This window comes from Roseateles sp., from assembly GCF_047654805.1.
In the GTDB taxonomy this organism is placed as follows: domain Bacteria; phylum Pseudomonadota; class Gammaproteobacteria; order Burkholderiales; family Burkholderiaceae_C; genus Pelomonas.
Genome location: NZ_JASGIV010000001.1, coordinates 4118893 through 4132513, shown reverse-complemented (window position 1 = coordinate 4132513; position 13621 = coordinate 4118893). Strand labels below are relative to the sequence as shown.

Here is a 13621-nt window from a genome sequence, read left to right as displayed (position 1 = left end):
GAAAGCATCCTCATGAAGTTGCCCGACTACTTCGACCATGTTCCCCGCCTGCGGGTGCAGGATCCGTTGGCCCGTGTGCTGGGTTGCGCCGAGGACGGCGTACTTGAGTACGGCTTCGCCGATGCCGTGAGGCTGACCGGCCACGCCTGCGTGGCTGTCGCGTCGGCCTACTGGCTCACCTGGCTGGCGCTGGAACAGCTCTACCCGGACGGCCTGCCGCAGCGCGGCGGCATCAAGGTTGAGTTCCGTGATGACGCGCGCACTGGCGGTACCGGCGTCATTGCGACGGTGGTGCAGATGCTCACGGGCGCGGCAGGCGGCTCTGGCTTCAAGGGCCTGGGCGGGCGCTTTAGCCGCGCTGGGCTCATCCGCATCAAGCCCGACCTGATGATGGCGTTGCGCTTCACCCGGCTCGATACGCATGCCGCGGTGGATGTGGGTGTCGACACGGCGTTGCTGCCCATGCCGCCGGAGCTTGAGCATCTGGTCGCGCTGCTGTCCGCTGGCAAGGCGACGATGCGTCAGGAGGCTGATCTGGGGGCGCTCTGGCAGGCACGCGTGCGCGCGCTGCTGCTGGAGCACGGGCGCGATGGCAGCGTCTTCATGGTGCGGCCTGTGCAGCGGCTGCGTAGCGTGCCGGTGGCAGCTTAGGAGTGGCGGATGAGCAAGAAGTTCCCGATCCGGCCCGCCAACCCGGGGCGTGTCTGCTGGGGCTGCGATCGCTACTGCCCGTCTGATGCGCTGCAATGTGGCAACGGTTCTGTCGCCACGCCTCACCCCAGTGAGCTGTTCGGCGAGGACTGGATGAACTGGGGGCTGGATGCAGCCGAGCCGGCCGGCGCCGACCAGCGGCCCGGCCCGCTGCCGACGCTAACGGAGTGATTCGCCGCGAACCTTGCGCGAAGTCAAGGCCTCCGCGGGAGCGCTGACCAGAATGCGTCGCACGGAGACCATTCAATTGAACAAGGGCTGGAATCGCGCGCGTCTCGCCACCAAGGTCGGCGTCCTGGGGGCCGCCCTGCTATGCATCGCGCTTGCCTCCATCGGGCTGACGCTGTGGATAGGCTGGCAGCTCGAAGGCGGTGCGGCGGCGGTCAACGAGGCCGGGCGACTGCGCATGCAGACCTGGCGCCTGGTCCACCAGGAGACCGGCGAGCCGTTGCGGGTGCTGGTGAGGGCCTACGACGCCTCGTTGCAGCTGTTGGTGGACGGCGATCCCGCACGGCCGCTTTTCCTTCCCCGCGACGAGCCCACCCTGCTTGCCTACCGCGGTGTGCGCGAGGCCTGGCAGCAGCTAAAGACGGCTTCGTCCGACGGCCTGCCCGTGCCCAACGGCGCACAGGCCGAGGCGCTGGTGGCGCGCATCGACGTCCTCGTGGACGCCGTTGAGGCGCGCATGGCGAGCTGGAGCTCGTTGCTGTCCAGCGTGCAGTTGGCCCTGGTGGGGCTGGCGATCGCGGCGGCCATGATTTTTCTATACGCCTCGCACCTGGTCGTCTTCGCGCCGGTCGACCGTCTGCGCCGCGGCCTGCAGGCGCTGGAGCAAGGCACGCTGGGCGCCCGGGTGGCCGAGGACTCGCAGGACGAGTTCGGTGATCTGGCGCGAGGTTTCAACCGCATGGCGCAGCGGCTGGAGGCGGTCTACCGCGGCATGGAGGACGAGGTGCGCGCCAAGACGGCGGACTTGCGTCTGGAGCAGCAGCGCCTGGCCACGCTCTACGAAGCCACGGCGTTTGCCGCCGGAGCCTCATCACCGCGCGACCTGGCGGTCGGCTTCGCTGAGCGCATGCGCCAGGCGGCCGGCGCCGACGCCGTGGCGCTGCGCTGGTTGGACCCGAGTCAGCAGCGCATGGTCTTGCTGGCTGCCCAAGGCTTGCCACCGGCGATGCTGGACGCTGAGCGCTGCGTGGCACCAGGCGACTGCCATTGCGGCACCCCGGCTCCGCAGGCGCGCGTGATTCCTATCGCCTCCGGAGCACAGCCTGCGTCGCACTGCGCCAGGGCCGGTTTCGTCGCCGTGACGGCCGTCGGCCTGACGGTGCAGGGGCGCGTGATGGGTGAAGTGGACCTGCTGTTCCGGGACGTGCCCCGGCCTAGCAAGGCGGATCGTGAGCTGCTGGACAGCTTGGCCAGCCATCTGGCCAGCGCCATGGATGGCCTGCGCAGCGCCGCGCTGCAGCGCGAGGCCGCCGTTGCCGAGGAGCGCGGCATGCTGGCCCGCGAGCTGCACGACTCCATCGCACAAAGTCTGGCCTTCATGAAGATCCAGCTGCAGTTGCTGAAGGATGCACAGCAGGACGGAAAACCTGATGCGGCGGTGCGCCTCGTCGACGAGCTGGCGCTGGGTCTGAAGGAGTGCACTGCAGACGTGCGGGCGCTGCTGATGCATTTCCGCACCCGTACAGACGGCGACGACCTGTTGCCCGCGCTGCAACAGACCCTGCAGAAGTTCCGGCTGCAGAGTGGTGTGTCGGCGGAGCTGGAGGTCGACGGCCATGGTGCGCCGCTGCCGGCCGATGTGCAGGTGCAGTTGCTGCACGTTGTACAGGAGGCGCTGGCCAACGTGCGCAAGCATGCGCAGGCCAGCCAGGTGCAGGTGCGGCTGATGCATCAGCCGCACTGGCAGATCGATGTGCGTGACGACGGCTGTGGCTTCGATCCGGCAGCCGATGCGCCTGACGACAGTCACGTTGGCTTGCGCATCATGCGCGAGCGTGCGGCCAAGGTGGGCGCTGCGGTGGCACTTGACTCCCAACCAGGGCGAGGCACGCTGGTGCGTATCTCGCTGCCCGAATCCGAAGCGGTGAACCCATGAGCGCTGACCCCATCCGCGTGCTCGTCGTCGACGACCACACCCTCTTCCGCCGTGGCCTGATCGCGCTGCTGGCGACGCAGTCGCAGCTGCAGGTGGTCGGCGAGGCCGGCGATGCTGGCGCGGCCGAGCGCCTGGCCGCTGAAACCAAGCCCCAGGTCATCCTGCTGGACAACCACCTGCCGGGCGTCACCGGCGTGCAGGCGCTGCCCGCACTGAAGGCCGCCGCGCCAGGCGCGCAGGTGCTGATGCTGACGATGAGCGAGTCGGAAGCCGACCTTGGCGCTGCGTTGCGCGCCGGCGCCTGCGGTTACCTGCTGAAGACGGCCGACAACCATGAGCTGACCCAGGCCATAGAGCGTGCGGCCCGCGGTGTCTCCAGCTTCAGCGCGGAGATGGCCGGCAAGTTGGCCACGGCCTTCCGCCATGAGGCCGCCGCCGCCGCCCCGCCGCCGCCCGACCCGCTGGGCGCGCTATCTCCGCGCGAGCGCGAGATCGCCCAGTTGATCGCCCGCGGCGACTCCAACAAGCAAATCGCTCGGGAGCTGGGCATTGCCGAGACGACGGTGAAGATCCATGTGCAGCACCTGTTGCGCAAGCTGGACCTGGACTCGCGTGTGCAGGCGGCGGTGCTGGTGACGCAACAGCGCTCCTGAGATTCCCATCAACGACTTGGCTGCGGGGGCCGGGCGGGGCCGCAGATGCTCCGTGCCCTTGGGACCTACGGGCCGGGCCTTCCTCTTTGCCGGCGCGAATGCGTTCCCTTGTGTCCTGGTCTTGGCGGCACTGCGTTCTTTGCGGCGAGGACCGAGCATCACGCCAAGCATGAGGCCGGGCAGTTCTGAGGCGCGCGGCTCGGATGGCGAGTCCGGGTGTCAAGAGCCGTAGGGCCTGTCAGCACCTGATGGAGGATCCGGCAACTGGCCCGAACGGCGAAGCATCAAGCCTGCCCGCCTTTCTGTGCTCAGCCCGGCTCCAGCCCAACTAGTTCTTTTGGACGAGGCTGGATCAGCCATCGTCCTCCCGGCGGGCGGTGCCACGCTGATCCTCCGGTGAATGGGCGCCGCGGGCGCCGCGCGGGACAGTCTCCTTATCGCCACTGAGGAGGATTCTGCATGAGCGCAGCCCCCGTCGACCGCAGGGCCTGGTCGGTCCTGATCGTCAGCACCCTGGCCTTCACCGTCTGCTTCATGGTGTGGATGATGTTCGGCGTCATCGGCATCCCGATCAAGAAGCAGCTAGGCCTCAACGCCACCGAGTTCGGCCTGCTGACGGCCATGCCGGTGCTGACCGGCTCGCTGGTTCGCGTGCCACTGGGCATCTGGACCGACCGGTATGGCGGCCGCGTCGTCATGGCCCTGCTGATGCTGGTCACAGTACCGGCCATCTGGCTGATGGCTTATGCCACGCAGTACTGGCATTTCCTCGTCATCGGGCTCTTTGTAGGTCTGGCGGGTGGTTCGTTCTCTGTCGGCACGCCCTATGTCGCGCGCTGGTTCCCCAAGAGCCGCCAGGGCATGGCCATGGGCGTCTATGGCGCCGGCAACTCGGGTTCGGCCGTCAACAAGTTCGTCGCTCCGGTGCTGCTTGTCAGCTTCGGCTGGGCCATGGTTCCCCAGGTCTACGCGGCCATCATGGCCGGCACCGTAGTGCTGTTCTGGCTATTCAGTCACAGCGATCCCAGGCACCTCGTCACCAGCAACGTCAGCTTCGGTGACCAGCTCAAGGCGCTGAAGGATCCGCGCGTGCTGAAGTACTGCCAGTACTACAGCATCGTCTTTGGCGGTTACGTGGCGCTGGCGTTATGGATGGTGCAGTACTACGTCGGCGAGTTCGGCCTGGACATTCGCGTCGCGGCGTTGCTGGCGGCCTGCTTCAGCCTGCCAGGTGGCGTGCTGCGCGCCATCGGCGGCGTGCTGTCGGACAAGTATGGCGCCCACAAGGTCACATGGTGGGTCATGTGGGTGAGCTGGATCTGCCTGTTCCTGCTCAGCTATCCGCAGACCGACTTCACCATCATGACGCTCGATGGCGCCAAGACCTTCCATCTCGGCCTCAACGTCTATGCCTTCACCGGACTGCTGGCCGTCCTGGGCGTGGCCTGGGCCTTCGGCAAGGCCTCGGTCTTCAAGTACATCAGTGACGACTACCCGCAGAACATCGGTGCCATCAGCGGCATCGTGGGCCTGGCGGGCGGTCTCGGCGGCTTCATCCTGCCCATCCTCTTCGGCGCGCTGCTGGACCTGACCGGCGTCCGCTCCAGCGCTTTCATGCTGATGTACGGCGTTGTCTGGGTCTCGTTGATCTGGATGTACTGGACCGAGGTACGCCGCACCGATGTCATGGGCCGTGGCGCCCAACCCGCCTGATCCCCTTAAGGACAACACATGAGCAAGAACGACATCGCGGACTGGCGCCCCGAGGACGAGGCATTCTGGAATTCAACCGGCAAGCGCATCGCCTACCGCAACCTCTGGATCTCCATCCCGGCCCTGCTGTGCGGCTTCGCCGTCTGGGGCATGTGGGGCATCATCACCGTGCAGATGCTGAACCTGGGCTTCCCGTTCAGCCAGGCCGAGCTATTCACGCTGACGGCCATTGCCGGCATCGCCGGCGCGACGATGCGCATTCCGGCGTCCTTCCTGATTCGCCTCTCGGGTGGGCGAAACACCATCTTCCTGACCACGGCCATGCTGCTTGCGCCGGCGATCGGCACCGGCATCGTCTTGCAACACAAGGACTGGCCGCTGTGGGCGTTCCAGTTGATGGCGTTGTGGTGCGGCGTGGGCGGTGGCAACTTCGCGTCGTCGATGTCCAACATCAGCACCTTTTTCCCGAAGCGGCTGCAGGGCACGGCGCTGGGCCTCAATGCGGGCCTGGGCAACTTCGGCGTGACGACGATGCAGATCGTCATCCCGCTGGTGATGACCGTGGGTCTGTTCGGCGCCTTCGGCGGTGCACCGGAACTGCTGCTGAAGGACAGCGGCTGGATCTTCGGCAAGATTGCCTCGGGTACACCGACCTGGATCCAGAACGCGGGCTTCGCCTGGGTGCTGTCGCTGGTACCGCTGTCCCTGCTGTGCTGGTGGGGCATGAGCAACCTGAAGCCGGTGTCGCCCGACACTGGCTCGCCGCCACTGGCCTTCGCGAAGATCGTCTGGCTCTACACGCTGGCTTTCATCCCGTCAGTCCTGGGCCTGTATCTCTACCTGCCCAGGCCCACCGGGCTGGGTCTGATCAGCATGTGGGTGGCGATCCCGCTGGACATCGTTGCCGCGCTGCTGATCATGAAGCTGGCCGCCTTCGGCACGATGAAGGACAACATTGCCAAGCAGTTCGCGATCTTCCGCAACAAGCACACCTGGAGCCTGACGGCGCTGTACATCGTCACCTTCGGCTCATTCATCGGCTTCTCGATGGCCCTGCCTCTGGCCATGAAAGTGATCTTCGGTGTCAGCCACCTGCCGGACGCCAACGGCGTCATGCAGCACAGTGCCCACAACCCCAACGCGCCCACTGTGCTGGCCTACGCCTGGATCGGCCCCTTCGTCGGTGCCGCAGTGCGGCCAATCGGAGGCTGGATCTCCGACAAGATCGGTGGCTCCATCGTCACGCAGTTGATCTCGGCCATCATGGTGGCCGCGTCGGTGGCGGTGGGCTACGTGATGATGCAAGCCTACGGCTCGGCGACGCCCGAGCAGTACTTCCCGGCGTTCCTTGGCCTGTTCATCGTGCTGTTTGCGGCCAGCGGCATCGGCAACGGCAGTACGTTCCGCACCATCGGCGTGCTGTTCGACCGCACCCAGGCCGGTCCCGTGCTTGGCTGGACCTCGGCGGTGGCCGCCTACGGTGCATTCATCGCGCCCATCGTCATCGGCGACCAGATCAAGGCCGGCACGCCGCAGTACGCCATGTACGGCTTTGCCGCCTTCTACGCGGTCTGCCTGGTGCTGAACTGGTGGTTCTATCTGCGTCGTGGCGCGGAAGTCCGCAACCCCTGAGTCCGCTCTCGCCTCGTCCGAAAGAACGATGCCGATGCGGCCCAGCCTCGTCCTTCAGCGCCGGCCCCACCCGACCGGCGATGGATGGTCGACACCATCTCCGCGGCGGAGCATGAACCTCGTGTCCAAGCCCCTGCCTCTGCCGCTGCCCTGGAACCCAGAGGACCCCGACTTCTGGGGCCGGCGAGGCCGTGCGGTGGCGCTGCGCAACCTCGGCGTCGCGATCCCGGCGCTGGCGTTGTCGTTCGCGGTGTGGATGTTGTGGTCGGTGCTGGTTGTGCATCTACCGGCGGCGGGCTTCCGCTACACCACCAACCAGCTGTTCTGGCTCAGCGCTCTGCCCGCCCTGTGCGGAGCGACTCTGCGCATCTTCTACGGCTTCGCCGTGCGCTGGGTGGGCGGGCGGCGCTGGACCGCCTTCTCCACAGCTAGCCTGCTGCTGCCGACGGCGGGCATCGCGCTGGCCGTACGGGATCCCGCGACGCCTTACGAATGGATGGTGGTCCTGGCCCTGCTGTGCGGCCTGGGCGGCGCCAATTTCGCCAGTGGCATGGCCCACATCAGTGCGTGCTTCCCGGCGCGCGAGCAGGGCATGGCACTGGGCCTGGGCGCGGGCTTTGCGCACCTGGGCGTGAGCCTCGTTCAATGGACAGTGCCGGTCGTGGTTGCCCTGGATCTCTTCGGCGTGCCGGCGCAGGGGGACGGACTGTGGCTGGCCAATGCCGGGCTGGTCTGGCTGCCGCTGATAGCGGCAAGCAGTCTGGCCGCCTGGTTCGGCATGAACGACCTGCCTTCGACCGGCGTCGGCATGACGGAGCAGGCGCAGCTCTTCACGCACCGCCACAGCTGGTTGATGAGCTGGCTTTACCTCGGCAGCTTCGGCAGCTTCATCGGCTTTGCGGCGGCCGGCCCGCTGCTGCTGCGCAGCCAGTTCCCTGACTTCGATGGTGCGCAGCAACTGGTGTGGCTAGGCCCGCTGGTGGGTGCGATAGCTCGGCCGCTGGGTGGCTGGGTGGCTGACGATTTCGGCGGCGCGCGGGTCAGCCTGGCCTGCTTCGGCGGCCTGGCGCTAGGCGTCATGGGTGTGCTGGCCAGCCTGGGCGACGGAGGGCGCGCGTGGCTGTTCGCCGCCAGCTTCGTGCTGCTCTTCATCGCCGCCGGCATCGCCAACGGCAGCACCTTCCGCATGGTGCCGCTGGGCTTTCTGCGCGAGGCCCAGCACGGCCGCGGTTCTCTTCGCGAGGCTCAGGCGCATGGCGCCGCCGCGTTGGGCCTGTGCTCCGCCGTAGGCGCCTACGGCGGCTTCTTCATCCCCAAGAGTTTCGGCAGCGCGATCACGCTGGCCGGCGGTCCCCAGGCCGCGCTCTATTGCTTCCTGGCGTTCTACCTGAGCTGCATGGCCATCTGCTGGTGGTGCTACGGCCGGCACAGCGCCCCACTGTCCTGTTAACGGAGAAACTGATGTCCCACTTTCTGGATCGACTGACCGCCTTCCAGCTGCCGAAGGAAGTCTTCGCCGGTGGCCACGGCGTGAGCACCGGCGAGGATCGCACCTGGGAGGATGCCTATCGCAACCGCTGGGCGCACGACAAGATCGTGCGCAGCACGCACGGCGTGAACTGCACCGGCTCCTGCTCGTGGAAGATCTACGTCAAGGGCGGTATCGTCTCCTGGGAGACCCAGCAGACCGACTATCCGCGCACGCGCGCCGACCTGCCTAACCACGAGCCACGCGGCTGCGCCCGTGGTGCGTCGTACAGCTGGTACCTCTATAGCGCCAACCGGGTGAAATATCCCATGGTGCGCGGGCGGCTGCTCAAGCGCTGGCGTGAGGCACTGGCGGTGGCCAAGAGCCCCGTCGACGCCTGGGCGCTGATCCAGGGCGACGAGTCAGCGCGGCGCGATTACCAGCAGGTGCGCGGTATGGGTGGCTTCGTGCGCTCCAGCTGGGACGAGGTCAACGAGCTGATCGCCGCTGCCAACGTCTACACCATCAAGCAGCACGGCCCAGATCGAGTCATTGGCTTCTCGCCGATCCCGGCGATGTCCATGGTCAGCTACGCCGCCGGCAGTCGCTATCTCAGCCTGATCGGTGGCGTCTGCATGAGCTTCTACGACTGGTACTGCGACCTGCCACCGGCGAGCCCGCAGATCTGGGGTGAGCAGACCGATGTGCCTGAGTCGGCCGACTGGTACAACTCCAACTACATCATCGCCTGGGGCAGCAATGTGCCGCAGACGCGTACGCCAGATGCCCACTTCTTCACCGAGGTGCGCTACAAGGGCGCGAAGACGGTAGCGGTGACGCCTGACTATTCCGAAGTCGCCAAGCTGGCCGACTTGTGGCTGCATCCCAAGCAGGGGACCGATGCGGCGCTGGCGATGGCCATGGGCCACGTCGCCCTCAACGAGTTCTATTTCAAGCAGCGCAGCCCCTACTTCGACGACTACGCGCGGCGCTACACCGACCTACCGCTGCTGGTGCTGCTGGAGGAGCAGACCCTGTCAGACGGCCGCAAGACGCGCGTGCCGACGCGCTATCTGCGCGCGAGCGATCTGCAGGGCCATATGGGCCAGAGCAACAACCCCGAGTGGAAGACGCTGGCGTTCGACGCCACGGGGCGCCTCGTGCTGCCCAACGGCTCCATCGGCTTCCGTTGGGGGGCTGAGGGTCGCGATGACGCCGGCAAGTGGAACCTTGAGGCCAAGGAGGCTCAGGCCGACGGCGACGTCAAACTCAAGCTCTCGCTCGTGGAGGACGGCGAGCAGTTGCACGAGATTACCGAAGTGGCCTTCCCCTACTTCGCGGGCAGCGCCAGTGAGCACTTCACGCCCAACCCGCAGCAGGACGGCGTCAGTCACCGCGCCCGCGTGCCGTCCACCAGGCTGAAGACGCAGGATGGAGAGGCGCTGGTAGCCACCGTCTTCGATCTGCAGGCCGCGCAATACGGCGTTGACCGCGGCTTCGGCAGCGGTGCCCGCGACTATGAAGACAACGCCCCCTACACGCCGGCGTGGCAGGAGGCCATCACTGGCGTGCCGCGCGCCCAGGTCATCCGCGTGGCGCGCGAGTTTGCCGAGAACGCGCACAAGACCCGCGGCAAGTCGATGATCATCATCGGCGCGGCGATGAACCACTGGTACCACTGCGACATGAACTACCGCGGTGTCATCAACCTGCTGATGATGTGCGGTTGCATTGGCCAGAGCGGTGGAGGCTGGGCGCACTACGTGGGTCAGGAGAAGCTGCGCCCGCAGACCGGCTGGACGGCGCTGGCCTTCGCGCTGGACTGGGTACGCCCGCCGCGCCAGCAGAACAGCACCAGCTTCTTTTATGCCCACACTGACCAATGGCGCTACGAGAAACTGGGCGTGGACGAGGTGCTGTCGCCGCTGGCCACTGCGGCCGAGCGCGCCGAGTTCAACGGCAGCATGATCGACTGCAACGTGCGCGCGGAACGCATGGGCTGGCTGCCCAGTGCCCCACAGCTCAAGACCAATCCGCTGCAGGTCGCCCGCGACGCCGCCGGCGCGGGCATGGCGCCCAAAGACTATGTGGTTCAGGGCCTGCGCGACGGCTCGCTGCAGATGAGCTGCGAGGATCCCGACGCGCCACAGAACTGGCCGCGCAACATGTTCGTCTGGCGTTCCAACCTGCTGGGATCCAGCGGCAAGGGGCATGAGTACTTCTGCAAGCACCTGCTGGGCACAGAAAACGGCGTGCAGGGCAAGGATCTGGGTGTGGACGATGCCAAGCCGAGAGAGGTGCGCTGGCATGCGCAGGCTCCGCAGGGCAAGCTGGACCTGCTGGTGACGCTGGACTTCCGCATGAGCACGACCTGCCTCTACTCGGACATCGTCCTGCCCACCGCCAGCTGGTACGAGAAGAACGACCTCAACACCAGCGACATGCATCCCTTCATCCACCCGCTGTCGGCAGCCGTGGACCCGGTCTGGCAGTCGCGCTCCGACTGGGAGATCTACAAGGGATTCGCCAAGGCCTTCAGCCGTGTCTGCATCGGCCACTTGGGCGTGGAAAAGGAAGTCGTCATGTCGCCGCTGATGCACGACACGCCGGCCGAGCTGGCCCAGCCCTTTGGCGTGAAAGACTGGAAGAAGGGCGAGTGCGAACTCGTTCCGGGCAAGACGGCGCCCAACATCGCCGTCGTCGAACGCGACTACCCGGCTACATACGAGCGCTTCACGTCGCTGGGTCCGCTGATGGAGAAGCTGGGCAACGGCGGCAAGGGCATAGGCTGGGACACCAAGACCGAGGTCGAGCAACTGGGAGAGCTCAACGGCGTGAACAGCGCCGGCCGGGCGCGCATCGTCAGCGACATCGATGCCTGCGAGGTCATCCTGCAGCTCGCACCGGAGACCAACGGCCATGTCGCCGTCAAGGCCTGGGAGGCGCTGTCCAAGTTCACGGGCCGCGAGCACGAGCACCTTGCTCTGCACCGTGAAGACGAGAAGATCCGCTACCGCGACATCCAGGCGCAGCCGCGCAAGATCATCAGTTCGCCGACCTGGAGCGGACTGGAGAGCGAGAAGGTTTCCTACAACGCCGGCTACACCAACGTTCATGAACTGATTCCATGGCGCACGTTGACCGGCCGCCAGCAGTTCTATCAAGACCATCCGTGGATGCGCGCCTTCGGCGAAGGCTTCACGAGCTACCGTCCGCCGGTGGACCTGAAGACCACTGGCGAGATCCAGGGCATCAAGCCCAACGGCAACCGAGAGATCGTGCTGAACTTCATCACGCCTCACCAGAAGTGGGGCATCCACAGCACCTATAGCGACAACCTGCTGATGCTGACGCTCAACCGCGGTGGACCCGTCATCTGGCTCAGCGAGGACGACGCTAGGAGCGCGGGCATCGAAGACAACGACTGGGTGGAGCTGTTCAACGTCAACGGTGCCATCGCGGCCCGCGCCGTCGTCAGCCAGCGTGTGAACCCCGGCATGACGCTGATGTACCACGCGCAGGAAAAGATCATCAACACGCCCGGCAGCGAGATCACCGGCGTGCGCGGCGGCATCCACAACTCGGTGACGCGCATCGTCACCAAGCCTACGCACATGATCGGTGGCTACGCCCAGTACAGCTACGGTTTCAACTACTACGGAACCATCGGCACCAATCGCGACGAGTTCGTCGTGGTGCGCAAGATGAACAAGGTTGACTGGCTCGACACCCCGCGTGACGACCACCTTGCCGCGGCCTACCAGTCGCAAGGCGAAAACCCCTGAATCGCGAGGAGCAAGCAATGAAGATTCGCGCACAGATCGGCATGGTGCTGAACCTGGACAAGTGCATCGGCTGCCATACCTGCTCGGTGACCTGCAAGAACGTCTGGACCAGCCGCCCCGGCGTTGAGTACGCATGGTTCAACAACGTCGAGACCAAGCCAGGCATCGGGTATCCCAAGGAATGGGAGAACCAGGACAAGTGGAACGGTGGCTGGATACGCAAGGCCGACGGCAGCCTGGAGCCGCGCCAGGGCGGCAAATGGAAGCTCTTGATGAAGATCTTCGCCAACCCCAATCTGCCGGAGATCGACGACTACTACGAGCCCTTCACCTTCGACTACGACCACCTGCAGTCGGCGCCCGAGATGAAGCAGGCGCCCACCGCGCGGCCGCGCAGCCTCATCACGGGCCAGCGCATGGAGAAGATCGAGTGGGGGCCAAACTGGGAGGAGATTCTCGGCGGCGAGTTCAGCAAGCGCAGCAAGGACAAGAACTTCGACGATGTCCAGAAGGAGATCTACGGGCAGTTCGAGAACACCTTCATGATGTACCTGCCGAGGCTGTGCGAGCACTGCCTGAACCCGGCTTGCGTCGCGTCCTGCCCCTCGGGATCGATCTACAAGCGCGAGGAAGACGGCATCGTGCTGATCGACCAGGACAAGTGCCGCGGCTGGCGCATGTGCGTGTCGGGCTGCCCGTACAAGAAGATCTACTACAACTGGAAGAGCGGCAAGGCAGAGAAATGCATCTTCTGCTATCCCCGCATAGAGGCCGGGCAGCCCACGGTGTGCTCCGAGACCTGCGTGGGCCGCATCCGGTATCTCGGCGTGCTGCTCTACGACGCTGACCGTATCGCCGAGGCCGCCGCCACGCCCAATGACAAGGACCTCTACCAGGCCCAGCTCGACCTCTTCCTCGATCCCTTTGATCCCGCCGTCATCAAGCAAGCGCGCAAGGACGGCATCCCGGACAGCTGGCTGGAGGCCGCGCGCAACAGCCCTGTCTACCGCATGGCCGTGGACTGGAAGGTGGCCCTGCCGCTGCACCCCGAGTACCGCACGCTGCCCATGGTCTGGTACGTGCCGCCGCTGTCGCCCATCAGTGCGGCAGCCAACGCCGGCCAGCTCGGCGCCGATTCGAGGTTTGGGGGCGAGCTGCCCGACGTGAACCAGCTGCGCATCCCGGTGCAGTACCTCGCCAACCTGCTGACGGCCGGGGACACCGTGCCCGTGGTCACGGCGCTGGAGCGCATGCTGGCCATGCGCGCCTACCAGCGCGGCCTGCACGTCGACGGCGTGAAGAATCAGACCGTGCTCGATCAAGCGGGTCTCAGTGAGGCCCAGGTGCAAGAGATGTACCGCGTGATGGCCATCGCCAACTACGAGGACCGCTTCGTCATCCCGACCACGCACCGCGAGTACGCCGAGAACGCATTCAACGTGCGCGGAGGATGCGGCTTCAGCTTCGGCAACGGCTGCTCCGAGGGGGTCACCGAGACCAGCCTGTTCGGCTCGGAGAAGAAGCGCACCATTCCCATCAAGGCGACGATCTGAGA

General features: G+C 66.0%; 9 protein-coding genes. All 9 read left to right on the top strand.

Features of this window, described 5'->3' with window-relative positions:
* The first annotated feature begins 12 nt into the window (after positions 1-12).
* Positions 13-651: a hypothetical protein gene (locus QM732_RS18730; protein ID WP_415657606.1), complete on the top strand. Its 639-nt coding sequence runs from the start codon at positions 13-15 to the stop codon at positions 649-651.
* Between the two features lie 9 nt (positions 652-660).
* Positions 661-882: a DUF3079 domain-containing protein gene (locus QM732_RS18725; RefSeq protein WP_415657605.1), complete on the top strand. Its 222-nt coding sequence runs from the start codon at positions 661-663 to the stop codon at positions 880-882.
* 76 nt (positions 883-958) lie between these two features.
* On the top strand, positions 959-2815 hold the full coding sequence (locus tag QM732_RS18720; RefSeq protein WP_415657604.1) for a type IV pili methyl-accepting chemotaxis transducer N-terminal domain-containing protein: 1857 nt from the start codon (positions 959-961) through the stop codon (positions 2813-2815).
* A complete protein-coding gene (locus tag QM732_RS18715; protein ID WP_415657603.1) occupies positions 2812-3468 on the top strand; it encodes a response regulator in 657 nt (218 codons plus the stop codon). Before QM732_RS18720 ends, QM732_RS18715 begins: the two co-directional genes overlap by 4 nt.
* A 459-nt stretch (positions 3469-3927) precedes the next feature.
* Positions 3928-5181, top strand: coding sequence for an MFS transporter (locus QM732_RS18710; RefSeq protein WP_415657602.1), 1254 nt, complete (start codon positions 3928-3930; stop codon positions 5179-5181).
* An 18-nt stretch (positions 5182-5199) separates the two neighbouring features.
* Positions 5200-6813 (top strand): antiporter, encoded by a 1614-nt coding sequence (locus QM732_RS18705; protein ID WP_415657601.1) that lies wholly within the window; start codon positions 5200-5202, stop codon positions 6811-6813.
* A 112-nt stretch (positions 6814-6925) separates the two neighbouring features.
* Entirely contained in the window at positions 6926-8263 is a 1338-nt protein-coding gene (locus QM732_RS18700; protein WP_415657600.1) for an MFS transporter, read from the top strand.
* A gap of 11 nt (positions 8264-8274) precedes the next feature.
* Positions 8275-12066 carry a nitrate reductase subunit alpha gene (locus QM732_RS18695; protein WP_415657599.1) on the top strand — a complete coding sequence of 1264 codons (3792 nt, stop codon included), beginning with the start codon at positions 8275-8277 and terminating at the stop codon, positions 12064-12066.
* A 17-nt stretch (positions 12067-12083) separates the two neighbouring features.
* Positions 12084-13619: a nitrate reductase subunit beta gene (narH, locus tag QM732_RS18690; protein ID WP_415657598.1), complete on the top strand. Its 1536-nt coding sequence runs from the start codon at positions 12084-12086 to the stop codon at positions 13617-13619.
* Positions 13620-13621 lie beyond the last annotated feature (2 nt).